The 19,657-nt window shown below is 72.1% G+C and carries 19 protein-coding genes; 10 read left to right on the top strand and 9 right to left on the bottom strand.

The window, feature by feature from the left end; translation table 11 throughout:
• Nucleotide 1: 1 nt before the first annotated feature.
• From ACN269_RS25415 to ACN269_RS25400, 4 genes are read left to right on the top strand one after another with little or no spacing between them, the layout of a single operon-like run.
• Nucleotides 2–967: a glycosyltransferase gene (locus ACN269_RS25415; RefSeq protein WP_421474775.1), complete on the top strand. Its 966-nt coding sequence runs from the start codon at nt 2–4 to the stop codon at nt 965–967.
• 53 nt (nt 968–1,020) lie between these two features.
• Nucleotides 1,021–2,151, top strand: coding sequence for a glycosyltransferase family 4 protein (locus tag ACN269_RS25410; protein ID WP_421474774.1), 1,131 nt, complete (start codon nt 1,021–1,023; stop codon nt 2,149–2,151).
• Between the two features lie 2 nt (nt 2,152–2,153).
• Nucleotides 2,154–3,686 carry a lipid II flippase MurJ gene (locus ACN269_RS25405; RefSeq protein ID WP_421474773.1) on the top strand — a complete coding sequence of 511 codons (1,533 nt, stop codon included), beginning with the start codon at nt 2,154–2,156 and terminating at the stop codon, nt 3,684–3,686.
• A 5-nt stretch (nt 3,687–3,691) separates the two neighbouring features.
• A complete protein-coding gene (locus ACN269_RS25400) occupies nt 3,692–4,768 on the top strand; it encodes a glycosyltransferase (RefSeq protein ID WP_421474772.1) in 1,077 nt (358 codons plus the stop codon).
• A gap of 52 nt (nt 4,769–4,820) precedes the next feature.
• Here ACN269_RS25400 and ACN269_RS25395 read toward each other — a convergent pair whose 3' ends face one another.
• Nucleotides 4,821–6,176 (bottom strand): hypothetical protein, encoded by a 1,356-nt coding sequence (locus tag ACN269_RS25395; protein ID WP_421474771.1) that lies wholly within the window; start codon nt 6,174–6,176, stop codon nt 4,821–4,823.
• A gap of 129 nt (nt 6,177–6,305) precedes the next feature.
• Between ACN269_RS25395 and ACN269_RS25390 the strand changes: the two genes are divergently transcribed.
• From ACN269_RS25390 to hutH, 6 genes are read left to right on the top strand one after another with little or no spacing between them, the layout of a single operon-like run.
• A complete protein-coding gene (locus ACN269_RS25390) occupies nt 6,306–7,157 on the top strand; it encodes a MurR/RpiR family transcriptional regulator (RefSeq protein WP_421474770.1) in 852 nt (283 codons plus the stop codon).
• A gap of 14 nt (nt 7,158–7,171) precedes the next feature.
• Complete coding sequence (gene hutU / locus ACN269_RS25385; protein ID WP_421474769.1) at nt 7,172–8,830, top strand: urocanate hydratase; 1,659 nt, start codon at nt 7,172–7,174, stop codon at nt 8,828–8,830.
• Complete coding sequence (locus tag ACN269_RS25380; RefSeq protein WP_421474768.1) at nt 8,827–10,029, top strand: allantoate amidohydrolase; 1,203 nt, start codon at nt 8,827–8,829, stop codon at nt 10,027–10,029. Before hutU ends, ACN269_RS25380 begins: the two co-directional genes overlap by 4 nt.
• Complete coding sequence (locus tag ACN269_RS25375) at nt 10,020–11,387, top strand: formimidoylglutamate deiminase (protein ID WP_421474767.1); 1,368 nt, start codon at nt 10,020–10,022, stop codon at nt 11,385–11,387. The genes ACN269_RS25380 and ACN269_RS25375 overlap by 10 nt, the downstream gene beginning before the upstream one ends.
• Nucleotides 11,384–12,568, top strand: a complete 1,185-nt coding sequence (gene hutI / locus ACN269_RS25370) for an imidazolonepropionase (RefSeq protein ID WP_421474766.1) — start codon at nt 11,384–11,386, stop codon at nt 12,566–12,568. The genes ACN269_RS25375 and hutI overlap by 4 nt, the downstream gene beginning before the upstream one ends.
• Complete coding sequence (hutH, locus tag ACN269_RS25365; RefSeq protein ID WP_421474765.1) at nt 12,565–14,103, top strand: histidine ammonia-lyase; 1,539 nt, start codon at nt 12,565–12,567, stop codon at nt 14,101–14,103. Before hutI ends, hutH begins: the two co-directional genes overlap by 4 nt.
• 61 nt (nt 14,104–14,164) lie before the next feature.
• Here the strand turns inward: hutH and rdgB are convergent, their stop codons facing one another.
• From rdgB to clpS, 8 genes are all read right to left on the bottom strand, one after another.
• Entirely contained in the window at nt 14,165–14,782 is a 618-nt protein-coding gene (gene rdgB, locus ACN269_RS25360; RefSeq protein ID WP_421474764.1) for an RdgB/HAM1 family non-canonical purine NTP pyrophosphatase, read from the bottom strand.
• Nucleotides 14,783–14,888: 106 nt separating this feature from the next.
• Entirely contained in the window at nt 14,889–15,614 is a 726-nt protein-coding gene (gene rph / locus ACN269_RS25355) for a ribonuclease PH (RefSeq protein WP_421474763.1), read from the bottom strand.
• A 112-nt stretch (nt 15,615–15,726) separates the two neighbouring features.
• The gene (locus ACN269_RS25350) at nt 15,727–16,470 is read right to left on the bottom strand and encodes an MBL fold metallo-hydrolase (protein WP_421474762.1); all 744 of its coding nucleotides are present in this window, start codon (nt 16,468–16,470) and stop codon (nt 15,727–15,729) included.
• Between the two features lie 226 nt (nt 16,471–16,696).
• Nucleotides 16,697–17,662 carry a PLP-dependent cysteine synthase family protein gene (locus ACN269_RS25345; RefSeq protein ID WP_421474761.1) on the bottom strand — a complete coding sequence of 322 codons (966 nt, stop codon included), beginning with the start codon at nt 17,660–17,662 and terminating at the stop codon, nt 16,697–16,699.
• An 11-nt stretch (nt 17,663–17,673) separates the two neighbouring features.
• Nucleotides 17,674–18,054: a MoaD/ThiS family protein gene (locus tag ACN269_RS25340; protein ID WP_421474760.1), complete on the bottom strand. Its 381-nt coding sequence runs from the start codon at nt 18,052–18,054 to the stop codon at nt 17,674–17,676.
• 66 nt (nt 18,055–18,120) lie between these two features.
• Nucleotides 18,121–18,609 carry a M67 family metallopeptidase gene (locus ACN269_RS25335; protein WP_355052048.1) on the bottom strand — a complete coding sequence of 163 codons (489 nt, stop codon included), beginning with the start codon at nt 18,607–18,609 and terminating at the stop codon, nt 18,121–18,123.
• A gap of 53 nt (nt 18,610–18,662) precedes the next feature.
• Nucleotides 18,663–19,157, bottom strand: coding sequence for a DUF2017 domain-containing protein (locus ACN269_RS25330; protein WP_421476559.1), 495 nt, complete (start codon nt 19,155–19,157; stop codon nt 18,663–18,665).
• Nucleotides 19,158–19,277: 120 nt separating this feature from the next.
• Nucleotides 19,278–19,568 (bottom strand): ATP-dependent Clp protease adapter ClpS, encoded by a 291-nt coding sequence (gene clpS / locus ACN269_RS25325; RefSeq protein ID WP_234581506.1) that lies wholly within the window; start codon nt 19,566–19,568, stop codon nt 19,278–19,280.
• Nucleotides 19,569–19,657 lie beyond the last annotated feature (89 nt).

Below are 19,657 nucleotides of genomic sequence, written 5' to 3'. Positions count from 1 at the left end.
CGTGGCGGATTTCGGCAGGTCGGCCGTCCTGTCGTACACGCTGACGCGCCGCTCCCAGGCGTTGGCCGCCGCGCTCGCGGAGCGCGGCACCGCATTGCTGCACGCCCACTTCGGCGTCGAGGGGGTGTACGCGGTCCCCACCGCGAAGGCGCTGGGAGTGCCACTGGTCACGACCCTGCATGGCTTCGACGTCACGGTCACCCGGGCGAAGATGCTCGCCTCGAAGAAGCCGTCGTGGTTGAACTACGTCACCTGGCGCAACTCACTTTTCACCGAGGGCGCGGTGTTCGTCTGCGTCTCCGAGCACATCCGCCGCCGCGCGGTGGAGTGGGGATACCCCGCGGACCGGTGCCGCGTACTGCCCATCGGCGTGGACGTCGACGCCATCCAGCCCAGCGGCCCTGTCGAGGTACCCCGCATCCTGCACGTCGCGCGGCTGGTGGAGAAGAAGGGAACGCAGTACCTGCTGCGGGCGTTCGCTGAGGTGCGGAAGGCAATTCCCGGCGCGGAGCTGACGCTCATCGGTGAGGGTCCGCTCCGCGACCCGCTCGGCGCGCTCGCCCGGGAGCTCGGCATCGAGGCATCCGTGCGCTTCCTGGGCGCCCAGAAGCACAGCGACACCCTCCAGTGGCTGAGCCAATCGACGTTGCTCTGCCTGCCGAGCGTGACGGCCCAGGACGGTGACCAGGAGGGCCTGGGCATGGTCCTCCTGGAGGCGGCCGCCTCCGGCAAGCCGGTGATCGGCACTCTTCACGGCGGGATCCCGGAAGCGGTGACCGACGGGGCGAACGGCTTCCTGGTGCCCGAGCGGGATGTCGCCGCGCTCGCGGACCGGCTGATCGAACTGCTGCGGGACAAGCACCTCTGCGACCAGCTCGGCAAGGTCGGGCGGCAGACCGTCGAGGACCGGTTCAACCTGCGCCGGCAGACCGAGAAGCTCGAGTCGTTGTATCGGGATCTGCTGTGATCGAGTCAATCCTCATCCATTCCCGATCGACGCCGCACCATCACACCGGCGGGATGGAAACCCTCGCCTGGCGACTGGCCGCCGAGTGGGCCAGGACCGTGCCGCGCGTGCAACTGGTCACCACGGCGATTCCGGGCCGGACCGACGCCTTCGCCGAGGACGACGTCCAGGTGACGCCGCTAACCGGCACCCGGCCGGGCCGCTACTCCCGCTCCTGGTGGAAGGAGTCCCGCGCCCACTGGGCGGCGATCAGTTCCCCACCGGGGGTGGTCTTCTCGGTCAGCGCCGGCTCCTACTCGGTGGTCCGGGAGCGGGCCCTGCACCCGCACACGCCGTTCGTGCTCCAGGCGCACGGCACGTCCGCCATGGAACTCGGGTCGAAGCTGCGGGCGCCCAGCGCGCGTTCCCTGGCCGGTACGCCCAAGAACGCGCTCTCGCTGGTCCGCGACCTGGCCCGGTATCGCCACTTCGACCGCCTCGTCGCGGTCGGCGAAAACGTGGTCGAGTCGCTGACCGCGGCACCGCAGAACTGGTCGACGACGCCAGACAAGATCCGTCTGATTCCGAACGGTGTTCGGGCCGAGGACCACGCTTTTGACGGCGCGGCCCGGAACCGGATCCGACTCGCTCTGGGGATCGACGAGGCGACGGTCCTGGTCGGCTGTGTCGGCCGACTGCACGTGCAGAAGCGGGTCGACCGGGCCCTGCGGGCGGCAGCGGTCCTCCGCGACCGTGGCCACGGCGACCGGTTCCGGTTCCTCATGGTGGGCGACGGCCCGGACGACGGGCGGCTGCGCGGCCTGGTCCGCAAGCTCCAGCTGGAGAGAATGGTCGTTTTCACGGGACGGGTGGACGCGGACGCAGTGCCCGACTACTACTCGGCCGCAGACGTGTCATTGCTCACCACCGCGCGACTGGAAGGGCTTCCGATGGCGGTGCTGGAGGCGTTGGCCGGCGGCCTGCCCTGCGTCGTCACGGCCGGGTCGATCCGATCCGAGGCGTTGAGCCGGGTCATGCACGAGGTCGACACGTCGGACTCCGACGCGCTTGCCGACGTGGTGCTGAAGGTGACCGCGGACCGAGCGCCGCGGGAGAATCTGCTGCCCCCGGCCTTCCTGCTCGACCAGTGTGCCCGGAACTACCTGGCGGACTTCGCGCACCTGATCGCACAGCGCCGAGCCTGACCATGGGCAAGATCTTCTTCCGTCTGGTCCTCGGCGGCATCGCCGGCAAGATCCTCGGCCTGCTCCGCGAGGTGCTGCTGGCCGCGCTCTTCGGGGCGGGTCGGGTGGTGGCAGCCAACCGCATCGCGCTGACTGCGACGCTGATTCCGATCAACTTCTTCACCGCCGACGCGCTGACTGCGGGCTTCCTTCCGCTGTACGTGCAGTACCGCCAGGAGCGGCCGGCGATGGCGCGGACGCTCTACCGTGCGGTGCATCTGCTGTTGGCCGTCTTCTCCCTGCTCTTGGCCGTGGCGCTGATCTTCGGGCGGGACCTGTGGGTTGGGCTCCTGGGGCCGGGGTTGGATCCGCACACGGCGGACATCGCCGCGACCATGCTCGGCATCGCCGCGCTAGGCGTGCCGTTCTACGTCCTGTACAACCTCAACACCTTGGTCGGCCTGGCCAACGACGACGTCCGCCTGATCAACCTGCGGCCCTCGTGCCAGAGCGTCGGGCTGATCCTCGCCACGGTGATCGCCTGGAGGACCGGGCACGTTTCCGTGCTGGCGTGGGGCTTCACGGTGCCGTACATCGTGCTGTGGGGTTGGGGCGCCTACTGGATCCGTCGTCAGGGCTACCTGCACGGAGGCGACGACACTGGTTCGCACCGCCCGGACCGGGCGGCCGCCAAGGTCGCCCTCGGGATGTTCTGGCGGCGCCTGCGGCCACTACTGCTGATTCCCGTGATCCTGCAGGGCTCGATCGCGGTGGAGCGGGCCGTCGGCTCGCTGCTCGGCGTCGAGGTGGTGGCCGCCACCGAGTACGCACGCTTCGTGGTCGACTCGTGCATGGCCCTGCTCGCCGCCCCGCTGGGTCTGGCCGGCCTGGCGTCGTTCGCCCGGATGAAGGCCGATGAGGTGGGTGCCGGGCTCCGCCGACTGATCCCGCCGGTGATACTGGTGGCCGTCCCCCTCGCCCTGATCCTGTCGCTGAACAGCCGGGGGATCGTCACCCTCCTCTATGCCCGAGGCCAGTTCGACGAGCGGGCCGTGGACGTATCGTCGGTGCTGCTGTTGGGCTTCGCGCTCGGGATCTGGGCACACGTCCTCGGCTACACCTTCGTGAAAGTGCTGAACGCCCGAGGGGCCAACGTCCAGGTCGCGATCGTGATGGCGCTGTCGTTCGGCATACCGATCGCCGTGAACGTCCTGCTGTACAGGCAATGGGGCGCCTTCACGATCGGCGCTGCCTCCTCGATCGGCGGCGTCTTGATGTTCCTCATCTCGGCGAGATGGCTGTCGGTGCTGGGCTACAGCACACGCCTGCTCGCCATCGCGCTGCCCGGCGCGGTCGTCGCCGCAGTAGCCGGATATCTGCTGGCCGGCGCCGGGCTGCTACGCCTCGTCGCATCGTGCGCGGCCATCCTGCTGGTCTGGGTCGGCTACGTAACGGCCGTGCCCTCGCTTCGGCGTACGTTTCTGTCGTTCGTCCTGAAGAAGCTCGGCCGCGGCACGGACGAGCCTCAGCAGGACGGCCTGGTGGCAATCAAGTGAGGCTCATGAGCGGGCGGGTGGCACTCGTGCACGAGTGGTTCGGGGCGACCGGCGGCTCGGAGAACGTCTTCCGGCAGATCAGCAAACTGCTGCCGGACGCGGAGCGCTTCGTGTTGTGGAAGGACCACGACGCCGTCGAGCCCAACCTGCGGGAATCCTGGTTGGCGCGGACACCGTTGCGTCGTACGAAGGCAGGGGCGCTGCCGTTGATGCCGCTGGTCTGGCGAACCCTCAGCCGGGAGCGGTTCGACCTCGTCATCTCCTCCAGCCACGCGTTCGCCCACACCGTACGGCTCGGCTCGACGGAACACACCCGGTACCTGAGCTACGTGCACTCCCCCGCCCGATACATCTGGAGCCCGAACTTCGACGGGCGGGGCTCCAACCCGCTGCTGACCCTGCCACGGCGTGTGCTGCAGACCGCCGATGTGCGGCTCAGCCGCCACGTGCACGGGTACGCCGCGAACTCCGAGGAGGTGCGTGCCCGGATCGCCCGATACTGGCGGCGCGACGCGGTCGTCATCAACCCTCCGGTGGACGTCGACTACTTCGGTGCCGCGCCTGCTGCGGACCAGAGCCAGTCCCGCGACTACCTGCTCGGGGTGGGGCGATGGATCCCGTACAAGAACTTCGACCTGATCATTCAAATCGCCGAGGCGGCCGGTCTGCCGGTGGTCATCGCCGGCTCGGGTCCCGAGGAGTCCGCGCTGCGGCGCGCCGCGGAGCGAGCCCGGGTGGCGGTGACGTTCGAGGTCCGCCCCTCGAAGGAGCGGCTGCGTCAGCTCTACTGGGGTGCGCGGGCACTGCTGTTTCCGGTCCACGAGGACTTCGGCATCATCCCGGTCGAGGCACAGGCCTGCGGTACCCCGGTGGTGGGCCTGCGCCGCGGCGGTCTATTGGAGACCGTGCACAACGGCGAGACCGGCTTCCTCGTCGACTCCCTCGACCCACACAGCTTCGTACCGCTCGTCCACCGCCTGCCGGAAGTGTCGCCGGAGCGCATCCGAGCACATGCGGCCAGGTTCTCCGAGCAGCAGTTCGCCGAGCGTATGGCGGACTGGATCGCCGAAACCCGTCGCTGAGCGTGATTTACGTGGACACGCGTGTCGACCGGCACGCGTGTCCACGGCACGTTCAGAAGACCACGACGTCCCGCAGGTAGGTGGCCACCCGGCGCAGTTGCTGGGCCTCCGGCACCGGGCTGGTCATCCGGAGCACGAGCTGCCGGTCGACGACACCGTCCCCGCTGCGGAAGTAGGCGACGACGACCAGACCGTGCCGCTGCTCGCCGTCGGCGTCGATGAGCGCCTCGGCGTAGGTGGCGTACTGCCCGCTACGGATCCACCGTGCACCCCACGCCTCCTCGCTCATCCGCATCGTGGTCTGGCGTTGCTCGTCGCACGGCTGGGGGCAGTTCCGAACGATCAGCTCACCACCGATCGGCGATCCCCCGGAGGCTGTCATGCCGCAGTTGTACTTGACGAACCCCTCGGCCTGACCAGCAAGTGTGCAGGACCAGTCCATCGGGACCTTCACCGGGAACCCGAGCCCTTCGAGGCCGGTCAGCGTACGTACGTTGTCCCGTTCGGTGAACCCCGGCCACTGTGGCGGCCACTTGCCTCCGCGCGGCGGCTCGATCCCCGGCGACTGTGGCGGCGCGGTAGGCATCGTTGGCGGCGCGGCGGTGGCGGTGGCGGTGGCGTTCACGTCGGCCGGGTTGTCGTCGTCGCCCAGGCCGGCCCAGGCGATGAGGCCACCCCCGCCGGCCAGCACCACCAATACCAGCGCTGCGGCTCCGACCCAGAGGCCGGTCCGCCGCTTGGGCGGTGGGGAGGGGGTGATGCGACGGACTGGCGAGGCGAACAGGTCGGCGCTCGACGGTCCGTTGCTCTGGGCGTCGGGTGGCGCCGACGTCACCGCGGCGGGTGGCGCCGACGTCACCCCGGCTGGCGAAATGGGCGCGCCGGAGATCGGGTGCGGGATCGCGGACACCAACTTGCCGGGGACGGGACCCGTCTGCACTGCCCACGGGGCCTGCGGCGCACCGGAGACCGGCTGCGGCGGGCTCGACACGGGCGGGGCGGACACCGACGGCGGCACGGACGTCGGCGGCGGCACGGACGTCGGCGGCGGGGCGGACACCGACGGCGGGGCGGACGTAGGCGGCGGGACGGACGTCGGCGCGGGGGTGTATTCGACGCCGAGGGCCCGGAGCAGCTTCTCGGCCCCGGCACCCGCCTCGGCCGGGTACGCCACCCAGGGGGCGTCGGCCGAGAAGTCGGCGTACGTGTAGGCCAGTCCACCCGGGGCCTGCGCCAGCGAATCGGCGACTCCGGCGAAGGACTCGCGCCAGCCTGGTGCGGCGGCCACGGTGGCGTCGAGCACCGCCACGGTGACGAACCGGCCCTGCTCGTCGATCGCGGCCCATGCCTTCCCTACCGGAGACCCGCCGAGCGCGTGGGTGAACCTGTAGGGGCCTTCCGGCTGCATGCGCACTCCTCCGTTGTACCGCCGTGCGGATAGTACCGGCCGTTCGCCAACCCGACCCGCCCCGGCGGCACCCACCGGTGACCGCGCCACTGCTTGCTTTGTGAAAGTTTTCATGCATACAGTCCAAGCGTGAATGACAGCGCTGCGGAGGCGACGGCCGAGCAGGTCCTCGACCTGTTCGACGGGGTGCGACTCACCCCGACCCAGCGCCGGATCGCGCACTGTCTCGTGCAGCACGCGCCGACCGTCGCGTACCTCTCCGCCGCGGAGGTCGCCGAGTTGGCCGGGGTCAGCCAGCCCTCGGTCACCCGGTTCGCCGTCGCGCTCGGCCACGACGGCTATCCGGCGCTGCGCCGCCGGCTGCGGGACCTCACCGCCCGCACGACCGGCCGCCCGGCGGACGTCACCAACGAACTCCAGCAGGCGGTACGCACCGAGATGGGCAACCTGGACCGATTGGCCGGGCAGCTCGCCGACACCGACCGGATCGCCGGGACCGGGCGGCTGCTCGCGTCCAGCCGGCCACTGCCGGTGCTGGGCCTGCGGGCCGCCGCGCCACTGGCCGCGTACTTCGCCTACTTCGCCGCCAAGGTGCACCCGGACGTGCGGGTGCTCAACGACGGCGGCAGCCTGCTCACCGACCGGCTGGAGCAGGCCGCCGAGGCCGGGGCCTCCGCCGTGCTCGCCTTCGTGCTGCCCCGCTACCCCCGGGAGACCCTGGACGCCCTGCGCGACGCGCGTGCCGCCGGGCTGACCGTCGTGGCGATCACCGACTCGCCGGTCAGCCCGGCCACCGAACACGCCGACGTGGTGTTGCCGGCCGCCGTCGGCGCCCAACTCGTCTTCGACCTGCACACCGCCCCGATGACCCTGGCGATGGTCCTGTTGCAGGCGATCTGCGACGCCGCGCCGGCCGACACCCAGCGCCGCCTGGAGGCATTCGAAGCCTCCGCGGCCCGCCGACAGTTGTTCCTCGGATGAGGAGGAGACCGGAGATGACCCAGCCCATCCGTGCCGCACGGGGTAGCCAGCTCACCGCCCGTGGCTGGCCGCAGGAGGCCGCCCTGCGGATGTTGATGAACAACCTCGACCCCGAGGTGGCCGAACGCCCCGACGACCTGGTGGTCTACGGCGGGACCGGCAAGGCGGCGCGGGACTGGCCGTCGTACCACGCGTTGGTGCGTACGCTGACCGACCTGCGCGCGGACGAGACGATGCTGGTGCAGTCCGGGCGGCCGGTCGGTGTCATGCGGACGCACGAGTGGGCGCCCCGGGTGCTGCTGGCGAACTCCAACCTGGTCGGTGACTGGGCGACCTGGCCCGAGTTCCGTCGCCTCGAACAGCTCGGCCTGACCATGTACGGACAGATGACGGCCGGATCCTGGATCTACATCGGCACGCAGGGCATCCTCCAGGGCACCTACGAGACGTTCGCCGCCGTGGCCGCCAAACGGTTCGGGGGCACCCTGGCCGGGACGCTGACCCTCACCGCCGGGTGCGGCGGAATGGGTGGCGCGCAGCCCCTCGCGGTCACCATGAACGACGGCGTCTGCCTCATCGTCGACGTCGACCGCACCCGCCTGGACCGCCGGGTGCACGACCGCTACCTGGACGAGGTGGCCGACTCCCTGGACGACGCGGTCGCGCGGGTCCGCGCGGCGAAGCGGGACCGGCGCGCGTTGAGCGTCGGGGTCGTCGGCAACGCCGCCGAGGTCTTCCCGGAACTGCTGACCCGGGGCGTCGAGATCGACATCGTGACCGACCAGACCAGCGCGCACGACCCGCTGGCGTACCTGCCGGTGGGCGTCGAGCTGGCCGATGCCCGGGACTACGCCGCCGCGAAGCCCGCCGAGTTCACCGATCGGGCCCGCGAGTCGATGGCACGGCACGTCGAGGCGATGGTCGGCTTCCTGGACGCCGGGGCCGAGGTCTTCGACTACGGCAACTCGATCCGGGGCGAGGCGCAGCTCGGCGGCTACCAGCGCGCGTTCGACTTCCCGGGCTTCGTGCCCGCGTACATCCGTCCGCTGTTCTGCGAGGGCAGGGGTCCGTTCCGGTGGGCGGCGCTCTCCGGCGACCCGGCCGACATCGCCGCCACCGACAAGGCCATCCTGGACCTGTTTCCGGAGAACGAGTCGCTGGCCCGCTGGATCAAGCTGGCCGGCGAGCGGGTCGCGTTCCAGGGCCTACCGGCTCGGATCTGCTGGCTCGGCCAGGGCGAACGGGACCGGACGGGAGTGCGGTTCAACGACATGGTCGCCTCCGGTGAGCTCTCCGCCCCGGTGGTGATCGGCCGGGACCACCTGGACACCGGCAGCGTGGCGAGCCCGTACCGGGAGACCGAGGGCATGGCCGACGGCTCCGACGCGGTCGCGGACTGGCCGCTGCTGAACGCGCTGGTCAACACCGCCAGTGGGGCGTCCTGGGTGTCCATCCACCACGGGGGCGGGGTGGGCATCGGCCGGTCGATCCACGCCGGGCAGGTCTGCGTGGCCGACGGCACCGCCCTGGCCGGCCAGAAGATCGAGCGGGTGCTCACCAACGACCCGGCGATGGGTGTCATCCGGCACGTCGACGCCGGCTACGACAGCGCCCGCGAGGTCGCCGAGCGCACGGGCGTCCGGGTGCCCATGGCCGAGGGTGAAAACGCGTGAGCGACGACCTGCCCGGCCGGTTCCGGGAGCTGTGGGACGAGATCGCTCCGGTCGGGCGGGACGCGGACAGCGGCGGCTACCTGCGGTACGCGCTGACCGAGCCGGAACTCCAGCTGCGGGCCTGGTTCCGGGCGCAGGCCGACCGGCGTGGCCTGCCGGTCACCGAGGACGGCAACGGCAACCTCTTCGCCCACTGGGGTGACCCCGAGGGCACGGACGCCGTGCTGACCGGCAGCCACTTCGACTCGGTGCCGCACGGCGGGGCGTACGACGGGCCGCTCGGCATCGTCAGCGCCCTCCTCGCCGTGGACGAGCTGCGCGCCGCCGGTGTCACCCCGGTCCGGCCGCTGGTGGTGGCCGCGTTCGTGGAGGAGGAGGGCGCGCGTTTCGGCGTACCCTGCCTGGGGTCGCGGCTGCTCAGCGGCGTGCTGGCGGCCGACCGCGCGGCCGGCCTGCGCGACGCGGCCGGGGTGAGCTACGCCGACGCGCTCGGCGGGCAGCCGGCGGGCGCTCGCCCGGAGCTGCTGGGTCGGTTCGCCGCGTTCGTGGAGCTGCACGTCGAGCAGGGCCGCGCGCTCGTGGACGCGGACGCGCCGGTCGGGGTGGCGAGCGCGATCTGGCCGCACGGCCGCTGGCGCTTCGACGTGGTCGGCGAGGGCAACCACGCGGGTACGACGCGGATGGCCGACCGCCGCGACCCGATGCTCACCTACGCGTTCGGGGTGCTGGCCGCCAACAAGGAGGCCCGGCTGCGCGGGGCGCACGCCACCGTGGGCCGGGTCGCCGTGGAACCCAACGCGACGAACGCCATCCCGTCGAGGGTGACCGGCTGGCTGGACGCGCGCGCCGCCGACCCGGAGACGCTGACCGGGCTGGTCGACGCGGTCCGGACCAAGCTCGCCGAGCGGGCCCGCCGCGACGGCACGGAGGTGCTGGTCACCGAGGAGTCGATGACCCCGCTGGTCGCCTTCGACGACGACCTGGCCGCCCGGCTGGCGACGCTGCTCGACGCGCCGGTGCTGCCCACCGGTGCGGGACACGACGCCGGGGTGCTCGCGGCGCACCTGCCCACCGCGATGCTGTTCGTGCGGAACCCGACCGGGGTGTCGCACTCCCCCGCCGAGGCCGCCAGCGACGACGACTGCGCGGCCGGGGTGCGCGCGCTGGCCCGCGTGCTCGAGGAGCTGACATGCCGCTGACCCCCACCCGCTGGCTGGCCGAGTACGCCTGGCTCCCGGCGCACGCCGAGCCCACGCCGGACGTGCTGATCGAGGTCGAGGACGGCCGGATCAGCGCGGTGACGCCGCTGACCCCGGGGAGCCGGCCGCCGGCCGGGGTCGACGCGTACGCCGACGCCGTGCCGCTGCCCGGCCTGACCCTGCCGGGCCTGGCGAACGCGCACTCGCACGCCTTCCACCGGGCCCTGCGCGGGCGCACCCACGGCGGGCAGGGGGACTTCTTCTCCTGGCGGGACCGGATGTACGCCGTCGCGGACCGGCTCGACCCGGACACCTACCTGGCGCTGGCCCGGGCGGTGTACGCCGAGATGGCGCTCACGGGGATCACCTGCGTGGGCGAGTTCCACTACCTGCACCACCGGCCCGACGGCGGCGCGTACGACGATCCGAACGCGATGGGCGCGGCGCTGGTCGAGGCGGCCGCGCACGCCGGCATCCGACTCACCCTGCTGGACACCTGCTACCTCACCTCCACGGTGGACGGTCAGCCGCTCGTCGGGCCGCAGCGGCGCTTCGGCGACGGCGACGCGGCCGGCTGGGCGCGACGGGCGGGGGCGTTCCAGCCGACCGACTCCCACGTGCGGGTCGGCGCGGCGGTGCACTCGGTCCGGGCGGTGCCCGCCGACCAGCTCCGTACGGTCGCCGACTGGGCCCGCGAGCGGCGGGCCCCGCTGCACGTGCACCTCTCCGAACAGCCCGCCGAGAACGACGAGTGCCGGGCCGTGCACGGGCGTACGCCCACCGCGCTGCTCGCGGACCACGGCGTCCTCGGGCCGGACACCACCGCCGTCCACGCCACCCATCCGACCAGCGCCGACCTGACCCTGCTCGCCGACAGCCGGACCGGCGTCTGCCTCTGTCCCACCACCGAACGGGACCTCGCCGACGGCATCGGTCCGGCCCGCCGGATGGCCGACGCGGGTATCCGGCTGAGCCTGGGCAGCGACAGTCACGCCGTGGTCGACCTGTTCGAGGAGGCCCGCGCCGTGGAGCTGGACGAACGGCTGCGCACCCGCCGGCGCGGCCACTTCACCCCGGTCGACCTGCTCACCACGGCCACCGCCGCCGGGCACGCCGCGCTGGGGTGGACCGACGCCGGGCGGATCGCCGCCGGTGCCCGCGCCGACCTGGTGACGGTACGGCTCGACAGTGCCCGCACCGCCGGCGTACCGCCGGTGGGGTTGTTCTTCGCGGCCGGCGCGGCGGACGTCGACCAGGTCGTGGTGGACGGCCGGGTGGTGGTGGCCGAGGGCCGGCACCTGAGCGTGGACGTGCCGGCCGAGCTGTCGGCGTCGATCGAGGCGGTGACGCCCTCATGAGCAGCCTTCTTGTCGACAACATCGGCGAGCTGGTCACCAACGGCGTCGGCGCCGATCCGTTGGGCATCCGCCGCACGGCGGCCGTCCTCGTCGAGGAGGATCGGGTGGCCTGGGTCGGGCCGTCCGCGTACGCCCCGGCCGCCGACCACCGGATCGACGTCGGTGGGGCCGCCGTGCTGCCCGGCTTCGTGGACAGCCACGCCCACCTGGTCTTCGCCGGGGACCGGGCCGCCGAGTTCGCCGCCCGGATGGCCGGCGAGCCGTACACCGGCGGCGGCATCCGGACCACCGTGGGCGCGACCCGGGCCGCCACCGACGACGGGCTGCGGACCACCGTGCGCCGGCTGCGCGGCGAGGCGCTGCGCCAGGGCACCACGACCATGGAGATCAAGAGTGGGTACGGGCTGAGCGTCGCCGACGAGGCCCGCTCGCTGCGGATCGCCGCCGAGACCAGCAGCGAGACCACTTTCCTGGGCGCACACGTGGTCCCCGCCGAGTACGCCGACCGGCCGGACGACTACGTCGGGCTGGTCTGCGGGCCGATGCTGGCCGCCGCCGCGCCGTACGCGAAGTGGATCGACGTGTTCTGCGAGCGGGGCGCCTTCGACGTCGACCACGCCCGTGCCATCCTCGCCTGCGGGCAGGCAGCCGGGCTGGGCGTGCGGCTGCACGCCAACCAGCTCGGCCCCGGACCGGGCGTGCAGCTCGGGGTGGAGCTGGGTGCGGCCAGCGTCGACCACTGCACCCACCTGAGCGACGCCGACGTCGACGCGCTCGCCGGCACGGCCCACGACGACGGGTCCGGCACCACCACCGTCGCCACCCTGCTGCCGGGCGCCGAATTCTCCACCCGCTCGCCGTACCCGGACGCCCGCCGGCTGCTCGACGCCGGTGTGACGGTCGCGCTGGCGACGGACTGCAATCCCGGTTCGTCGTACACCTCGTCGATGCCCTTCTGCATCGCCCTCGCGGTCCGCGAGATGCGGATGACCCCGGCGGAGGCGGTCTGGGCCGCCACCGCCGGTGGCGCGCGGGCGCTGCGCCGCGACGACATCGGCGTGCTCACCCCCGGCGCGCGGGCCGACCTGATCGTGCTGGACGCGCCTTCCCACCTGCACCTGGCCTACCGGCCCGGTGTCCCCCTGATCCGCCAGGTAATTCGCAACGGAGTTCCGCAGTGACGAACGTGACCATCCAACCAACCGGGATCACCGCCGACGACGTGCTCGCGGTGGCCCGCGGCACCGCCACGGTGGTCCTCGACCCGGCCGCCCGGGACGCGATGGCGACCAGCCGCGCGATCGTGGACGGGATCGAGGCCGCCGGACGACCGGTGTACGGCGTCTCGACCGGGTTCGGGGCCCTGGCGAACACGTTCGTCGCCCCCGAGCGGCGGGCCGAACTGCAACACGCGCTGATCCGCTCGCACGCCGCCGGGGTGGGCGCTCCGATGCCGCGCGAGGTGGTACGCGCCATGATGCTGCTGCGCGTACGCTCGCTCGCCCTGGGCCGCTCCGGGGTCCGGCCGCTGGTCGCCGAGGCCCTCGTCGACCTGCTCAACCACGACGTCACCCCGTGGGTGCCGGAGCACGGCTCGCTGGGCGCGTCCGGCGACCTGGCGCCGCTGGCGCACTGCGCGCTGGTGCTGCTCGGCGAGGGCTGGGTGCTCGGCCCGGCCGGCGAGCGGCAGAACGCGGCCGAGGTGCTGGCCGCCAACGGGCTCAAGCCGATCGAACTGGCCGCCAAGGAGGGGCTGGCGCTGATCAACGGCACCGACGGCATGCTCGGCATGCTGCTGCTGGCCATCCACGACGCGGCGCACCTCTTCGCGATGGCGGACGTGACCGCCGCGCTGGCCATCGAGGCGATGCTCGGCTCGGAGCGGCCGTTCCTGCCCGAGCTGCACGCCATCCGACCGCACCCCGGCCAGGCGGCGTCGGCGGCGAACATCCACCGGCTGTTGCAGGACTCGCGGGTCATGGACTCGCACCGCGACGACCTGGCGCACGCCGTGCAGGACGCGTACTCGATGCGCTGCGCGCCGCAGGTGGCCGGCGCGGCCCGGGACACCCTGGACTTCGTCCGCACGGTCGCGGCCCGGGAGCTGGTGTCCGTGGTGGACAACCCGGTGGTGCTGCCGGACGGGCGGGTCGAGTCGACCGGGAACTTCCACGGCGCTCCGCTCGGCTTCGCCGCCGACTTCCTCGCCATCGCCGCCGCCGAGGTGGGCGCGATCGCCGAGCGGCGGGTGGACCGGCTGCTCGACGTGACCCGCTCCCGGGAACTTCCGGCGTTCCTCTCCCCCGACGCCGGGGTCAACTCGGGCCTGATGATCGCCCAGTACACGGCGGCCGGGATCGTCGCCGAGAACCGCCGACTGGCCGCGCCCGCGTCGGTGGACTCGCTGCCCACCAGTGGCATGCAGGAGGACCACGTCTCGATGGGGTGGGCGGCCACCAAGAAGCTGCGCACCGTGCTGGACAACCTGACCAGCCTGCTCGCGGTCGAGCTGCTGGCCGGCGTACGTGGCCTGCAACTGCGCGAACCGCTGGTGCCGTCGCCGGCCGGTCGGGCCGCCGTCGCCGCGCTCGGCGCGGCGGCCGGCGACCCCGGCCCGGACGTGTTCCTCGCCCCGCTGATGGAGGCGGCCCGTACGGTCGTCGCCGGCCCCGAGCTGCGCGCCGCCATCGAGCGGGAGGTCGGCCCGCTGGGCTGACCTCCACGGGTCGTTGTCGTCCGCCGCGGGTCAGGCGGCGGGCGGCAGCACCTCGCGCCCGTCAGGCGGCGGGCGGCAGTACCTTGGCGACCAGCTTGGCCAGCTCCCGCAGCGCCTTGCCCCGGTGGCTGACCGCGTCCTTCTCGGCCGGGGTCAGCTCGGCGTTGGTCCGGTCCTGACCGTCGCCCTGGAAGATGGGGTCGTAGCCGAACCCGCCGTCACCACGCGGCGCGCGCAGCACCCGACCGGGCTGCCGGCCGTCGACCAGGTGCTCCTTGCCGCCGGGCAGCACGAGCGCCACCGTGCAGACGAAGGACGCCGCCCGGTGCTCGTCCGGCACGTCGGCGATCTGGTCCAGCACGAGCTGGAGGTTCGCCTGGTCGTCGCCGTGCTTGCCGGCCCACCGGGCGCTGAACACCCCCGGCATCCCGTTCAGCGCGTCCACGGCGATGCCCGAGTCGTCGGCGATCGTCGGCAGGCCGGTCCGCCGGCAACCCTCCCGCGCCTTGATCAGCGCGTTCTCGCCGAAGGTGAGGCCGGTCTCGGGCAGCTCCGGGTACTCCTCGACGTCGTCGAGGCCGAGCAGGGCGATCCGGTGCGCGCCGAGCGCGCCGTCCAGGATCCGCTGAAGCTCCACCAGCTTCTTGCGGTTCCGCGTAGCCAGCAGGACCTTGTTCATGCTGAATCACCTTCGTTCGCGACTGCGGGGCTCGCAAGCTCACTCCTGGCGCTCACGCTGTCACCTTCGTTCGCGACTGCGGGGCTCGCAAGCTCACTCCTCGCGCTCACGCGAGAGCCTCGCGCTGGGCCTCGGCCAACTCGGCGCACCCGGCCACGGCCAGGTCGAGCAGGCTGTCGAGCTGGTCGCGGGCGAAGACGCCCGCCTCGCCGGTGCCCTGCACCTCGACGAAGTCGCCGGTGCCGGTGCACACCACGTTCATGTCCACCTCGGCGGCCACGTCCTCTTCGTAGCAGAGGTCCAGGCGGGCCTCCCCGGCGATGATCCCGACGCTGACGGCGGCCACCGAGCGGTGCATCACCTTCTCCGGCTTGCCGGCGAGGGCCTTGCGGGCGGCCAGCCAGCCCACCGCGTCGTGCAGTGCCACGTACCCGCCGGTGATCGCGGCGGTCCGGGTACCTCCGTCGGCCTGCAACACGTCGCAGTCGAGCACGATCGAGTTCTCGCCGAGCGCCTTGAGGTCGATGCAGGCGCGCAGGCTGCGACCGATCAGGCGGGAGATCTCGTGGGTACGCCCACCGACGCGGCCCTTGACGCTCTCCCGGTCGGAGCGGGTGTTGGTGGCCCGAGGCAGCATCGCGTACTCAGCGGTCACCCAGCCGAGCCCGGAGCCCTTGCGCCAGCGGGGCACGCCCTCGGTGACGCTCGCCGTGCAGAGCACCCGGGTGCCGCCGAACTCGACGAGCACCGACCCCTCGGGGTGGGTGCTCCAGCCTCGGGTCAGGGTCACCGGTCGAAGTTGAGAGGGCCCTCGCCCGTCAGGTCGCGCCATGCCTGCACCCTATGCGGTGCGAGGATCCACCCCGCCCCGGGTGCCCCGCGCGGCACGTCCGCGTGCGGTGCCGACCGGCGAACAGTACGGCACCACACCGTCCGCGACGCGGTCAGATGTCGTAGCTGGCGCCCGCCCGGACCACTTCGAGCGGCCCGCTGTACGTGGCGGCCGCCGACTCCAGCGTGTGCGCCTCGCTGCCCCAGGCCGCGACCAGGTGGGTGAGCAGCAGCCGACCCACCGCCGCCTTGGTCGCCATCTCACCCGCCTCTCGCCCGGTCAGGTGCAGATCCGGGGGATTGTCCACGCCGTCCAGGTAGCTGGCCTCGCACAGGAACACGTCGGCGTTCTGGGCCAACCGCAGCAGCGCTTCGCAGGGAGCGGTGTCGGACGAGTAGCACAGCGACCGGCCATCATGTTCCAGTCGCACGCCGTACGTCTCGACGGGATGGTTGACCCGGTCGACGGTGACCGTGAACGGCCCGATCGGGAACGTGCCCGGCTGGAGGGCGTAGAACTGGTAGACGTCGTCCACCGTGCCGTCGTCGCCGTAGGCGGCGCTGAGCCGGTCCGGGGCGCCGGCCGGGGCGTACACCGGCAGCGCCGGGTAGGGGCCCTCGGGGGCGTACCGGCGGACCACCACGTACGTCACCGCGTCGAGGATGTGGTCACAGTGCAGGTGGGTCAGCAGGATCGCGTCCGGAGCGTGCAGCCCCACGTAGCGCTGGAGGCTGGACAACGACCCCGAGCCGAAGTCGACCAGGAGACGGAAGCCGTCCGCCTCGACGAGGTAGGCGGAGCACGGTGACTCGGGGCCCGGGAAGCTGCCGGCACACCCAAGGACAGTCAGTCGCATCGGGTTTTCTCACTGTCACTGTCGGTAGTATCTCTGCCGGCGGTCGTACCGGCCATGATCTCTACCGACGCGTACGCCACGCTGCGCAGCCTACGCCGGGGTACCCGAGGACAAGAATCATCCGTTGGAAGTTGTCACTAACGTGACACCTGCTCACAGCGAGCCCGGACGCGGAACGGGCCGTCGACGCGTACGCCGACGGCCCGTTCGCCCGAAATATCGGCCCTCAGGCCCAGAGCTGACCCTCGAGGGCGTCCTCGGCGTCGCTGAGGGTGCCGCCGTACGCGCCGGTGGACAGGTACTTCCAGCCGCCGTCGCAGGCCACGAACGCCACGTCGGCACGTCGGCCGGCGCGGACCGCCTCGTGCGCCACCGCCAGCGCGGCGTGCAGGATCGCGCCCGTGGAGAACCCGGCGAAGATGCCCTCCACCTCCACGAGCTGACGGGTGCGCAGCACGGCGTCCCGCGTACCGACCGAGAAACGGCGGGACAGCACCGAGGCGTCGTACAGCTCCGGGACGTACCCCTCGTCGATGTTGCGCAGCCCGTAGACCAGCTCGCCGTAGCGCGGCTCGGCCGCCACGACCTGGATGCCCTCCACCTTTTCGCGCAGGTAGCGCCCGGTGCCCATCAGGGTGCCGGTGGTGCCCAGTCCGGCGACGAAGTGCGTGATGGTGGGCAGGTCGTGCAGCAACTCCGGACCGGTCGTCTCGTAGTGCGCCCGCGCGTTGGCCTCGTTGCCGTACTGGTAGAGCATCACCCAGTCCGGGTGGTCGGCGGCGATCTGCTTGGCCGTCGCGACGGCCTGGTTCGAGCCGCCCGCCGCCTCGGAGAAGATGATTTCCGCCCCGTACATGCGGAGTAGTTGAACCCGCTCGGTCGAGACGTTCTCGGGCATCACGCAGACCAGCCGATACCCCCGCAGCTTCGCCACCATCGCCAACGAGATACCGGTGTTGCCGCTGGTCGGCTCCAGGATGGTGTCACCGGCCCGGAGCCGGCCCGCCTCCTCCGCCGCGCGGACCATGAACAGCGCCGCGCGGTCCTTGATGCTGCCCGTCGGGTTCCGGTCCTCCAGCTTGGCCCAGAGCCGCACCGCCGGCGCACCGTCGGGCACCGTCGGGGAGAGCCGGGGCAGCCCGACGAGCGGCGTACCCCCGCACGCGTCGAGCAGGCTGTCGTACCGCGCCACGACGGCCGCCCTCAGCGAGCGGCGACGGCGTCGCGAGCCGCTGCCGAGCTGTGCGAGCTGATCGCGGCTGCCGCCGCGCTGTGCGAGCTGATCGCGGCTGCCGCCGCGAAGCCGAACGCGCCGCCGGCCACGGCCGGGAGGATGGTGACGCTGTCGCCGTCGGAGAGCTTGGCGTCGAGCGCACCGAGGAAGCGCACGTCCTCGTCGTTGACGTAGACGTTGACGAAGCGGTGCAGCGCGCCGGCGTCGGTGACCAGTCGGCCGCGCAGGCCGGCGTGCCGGGAGTCCAGGTCGGTGAGCAGGTCGCCAAGCGTGTCGCCGGCGCCCTCGACGACCTTGGCGCCGCCGGTGTAGCTACGCAGGATGGTGGGGATGCGAACTTCGATGGCCATGATGTCGTGCTCCTTGATCGGGTGTGCCAACGGTGACGGGAAGAAACGGGTGCGGACGCTGACGGGTCAGCGGCCGGAACACTCGTAGTCGACCGTCGCCGGGCTCTGCCCGAACATGTAGGACTGCACGGCGTGCGGATCGACCCCGGCCTCCACGATCTGGACGGGCTCCTCGGTCACCACGCCGTCGACGATCCGGAACGACCGGATCTCCTCCGAGTCGGGCTCACGGGTCGAGACGAGCAGGTAGTGCGCGTTGGGCTCGCCCGCGAACGACACGTCGGTGCGCGACGGGTACGCCTCGGTCGCGGTGTGCGAGTGGTAGATGACCACCGGCTCCTCGTCGCGGTCGTCCATCTCCCGCCAGACGCGCAGGTGCTCCATCGAGTCGAACTCGTAGAAGGTCATCGACCGCGCCGCATTGTCCATCGGGATGTGCCGGGTCGGGGTGTCGCTGCCGACGGCACCGGCGACGACGCCACACGCCTCGTCGGGGTGGTCCCGGCGCGCGTGGGCGACGATCGCGTCGATGATCGACCGGTCGATGCTCAGCACGTGCACCAGCCTAACGCCTACCGGGCAGGGCTCTGAAGTGGTGCGGGTCACGCCTAGTCGATCAAGGCGTTGAGCAGCGACTCCTGGAGATATCCGAGGTACGCGTAGACCGACAGCTGGAACACCCGGCTCGACCCCGGATCCTCGGTCACCGCGTCGTCCAGCTCCTCGCCCAGGTCCGTGCCGTCCTTGATCTCCAGCCGGACGCCCATCGCCAGCCGTGCGTCGTTGAGCGCGCGGAGCCACGCCTCCGCGGCCTCGGCGTCCAACCGCACCTCGCCGCCGGCATCGTCGGGCAGCGCGGCCAGGATCGCCCCGGCCTGGTCGATCTTCGCGGTCTTCAGGTCACCCTCGGTGTAGCGGCGGAACTCCGCGGTGCTGGCCGCGTCCTCCGGGTACGCCGCCGGGAACAGCCGGCCGACGACCGGGTCGGTGTGGTCGAAGCCGTCGGTGAGCAGGCCGACCACCTCGGTGGCGACCTTGCGCAGCACCCGCACCTCGTCGACGGCGAAGGTGGCGACGTAGCGGCCCGCCTGCCGCCGGAACATGCTCACGATGCCTGCCTGGTTCGCGACTGCGGGGCTCGCAACCCCGGCTCACTCCTCGCGCTCACGATGCCTGCCTGGTTCGCGACTGCGGGGCTCGCAACCCCGGCTCACTCCTCGCGCTCACGAGCGATCCACCGTCGCCCAGAGCCCGTACGCGTGCAGCTGCGACGCGTCGTGCTCCATGCGCTCGCGGGCGCCCGTCGAGACCACGGCGCGGCCCTTGTGGTGCACGTCCAGCATGAGCTGCTCCGCCCTCTCCCGGCTGTAGCCGAACAGCTTCTGGAAGACCCAGGTCACGTACGTCATCAGGTTGACCGGGTCGTCCCACACGATCGTCACCCATTGCCGGTCGGGCGCCGGCACCTCGTCAGTGGCCGGCGTCTCGACCGGTGCAACCTGTGGAGCCGCCATGCCCCCCATCGTGCCACCGGTTTCCCGGAACCGAGGAACCGGAACGCCGGACGAATACCGATCGCCCGTCGTGCCCGCCGCGAAGCCGC

The sequence above is a fragment of the Micromonospora sp. WMMD736 genome (assembly GCF_049179015.1).
Taxonomy (GTDB): Bacteria; Actinomycetota; Actinomycetes; order Mycobacteriales; family Micromonosporaceae; genus Micromonospora.
The sequence above is the reverse complement of the archived record's forward strand: the minus strand, read 5'-3'. Positions and strand labels throughout refer to the sequence as shown.

Coding starts and splice junctions, on each gene's coding strand:
- ACN269_RS25410 (WP_421474774.1), top strand. CDS start 1,021: ATGGAAACCCTCGCCTGGCGACTGGCCGCCGAGTGGGCCAGGACCGTG.
- ACN269_RS25405 (WP_421474773.1), top strand. CDS start 2,154: ATGGGCAAGATCTTCTTCCGTCTGGTCCTCGGCGGCATCGCCGGCAAG.
- ACN269_RS25400 (WP_421474772.1), top strand. CDS start 3,692: ATGAGCGGGCGGGTGGCACTCGTGCACGAGTGGTTCGGGGCGACCGGC.
- ACN269_RS25395 (WP_421474771.1), bottom strand. CDS start 6,176: ATGCAGCCGGAAGGCCCCTACAGGTTCACCCACGCGCTCGGCGGGTCT.
- hutU (WP_421474769.1), top strand. CDS start 7,172: ATGACCCAGCCCATCCGTGCCGCACGGGGTAGCCAGCTCACCGCCCGT.
- ACN269_RS25375 (WP_421474767.1), top strand. CDS start 10,020: ATGCCGCTGACCCCCACCCGCTGGCTGGCCGAGTACGCCTGGCTCCCG.
- hutI (WP_421474766.1), top strand. CDS start 11,384: ATGAGCAGCCTTCTTGTCGACAACATCGGCGAGCTGGTCACCAACGGC.
- rdgB (WP_421474764.1), bottom strand. CDS start 14,782: ATGAACAAGGTCCTGCTGGCTACGCGGAACCGCAAGAAGCTGGTGGAG.
- rph (WP_421474763.1), bottom strand. CDS start 15,614: ATGGCGCGACCTGACGGGCGAGGGCCCTCTCAACTTCGACCGGTGACC.
- ACN269_RS25350 (WP_421474762.1), bottom strand. CDS start 16,470: ATGCGACTGACTGTCCTTGGGTGTGCCGGCAGCTTCCCGGGCCCCGAG.
- ACN269_RS25340 (WP_421474760.1), bottom strand. CDS start 18,054: ATGGCCATCGAAGTTCGCATCCCCACCATCCTGCGTAGCTACACCGGC.
- ACN269_RS25330 (WP_421476559.1), bottom strand. CDS start 19,157: ATGTTCCGGCGGCAGGCGGGCCGCTACGTCGCCACCTTCGCCGTCGAC.
- clpS (WP_234581506.1), bottom strand. CDS start 19,568: ATGGCGGCTCCACAGGTTGCACCGGTCGAGACGCCGGCCACTGACGAG.